Source organism: Campylobacter sp. 2457A (assembly GCF_020135895.1).
Taxonomy (GTDB): domain Bacteria; phylum Campylobacterota; class Campylobacteria; order Campylobacterales; family Campylobacteraceae; genus Campylobacter_D; species Campylobacter_D taeniopygiae.
This window is the reverse complement of sequence record NZ_JACHTO010000070.1, coordinates 1-973: the sequence shown is the minus strand read 5'-3', so window position 1 is coordinate 973 and position 973 is coordinate 1. Positions and strand designations below refer to the sequence as shown.

Sequence of the window (973 nt, the reverse complement as noted above, 5' to 3'; positions counted from 1 at the left end):
ATGTAAGATAAATTATTTTTTATAATACTGTTTAGTCTATTTCTATAATTTAAATTTGTTTTTAATAGTTTAAGCACATCTACTTCTATTACTTTGTCTTTTTTAATATTTTTTATTTCCAGTTCCACATTTTCTAAAAAATTATTGAATAAATCTTTCATATGATTAATTTCATATTGGTTTAAAAGTTGATTAGTTTTATTTATGATGCTTATATTTAAAACGATACCGTCTAAATAAAAAACTTTTTTAAATATATTAGATGAGAGCTCCTTGGTATCCATCCATCCAGATCCAAATTCAATTTCTATATTAAATTCTTTAAATTGTATCCTTAAAGGCAAACGTTGCCATATAGGACTAGAAAAAGGTGATAATTTACTTTCAAAAAAGAACTTGTCTTCTGTTTTAGGTGAGCTAAAATTTAATATTTTTGATAATTTAGTAATTGTAAAAAAAGCATTAGCTCTACTGGTAGCATCACTATCAATTATTATAGTTTTTAATTTTCTTGAAAAATAATCTAAAATATCTTTTTGACAAAAACAATTTGGCAAAACATTATTAAATATACAATCAATATTGCTAGAAAATATATTTTTTTTATTAAAAATATATCCTCCAAGATTAAAATCATCGGTAGTAGGTAAAACCACACGTTCATTCTTGACTTTATGTAAATCATATCCAAAACATGAAGCAAATACCGAAATTGGGTCTCTAAAAAAAATTAAATAATAACAATCTTTTGCCATTAATGCGGTTAGTTTATAATTGTCAGAAAAATTTTTAATTACCTCGCCCCAATGCAATGCATTGTAACAATTAGCATTGTTTCTTAAAAAATTAAAATAAAAAATATATCTTTGAGATCCTTGAATAAGTCCAGCCCAAACAATATTAACATTGCACATATATAAACAACTCATAAAAGGACCAGCCGCATTAGCATGGCCTGAAATCAACACAAACT

1 protein-coding gene is annotated in these 973 nt (G+C 24.6%); it reads right to left on the bottom strand.

Annotated features, from left to right (window positions below; genetic code table 11):
* Positions 1-973 (bottom strand): DUF2972 domain-containing protein (locus H2280_RS08345; protein WP_337216250.1); only part of this gene is annotated, 973 nt, incomplete at both ends.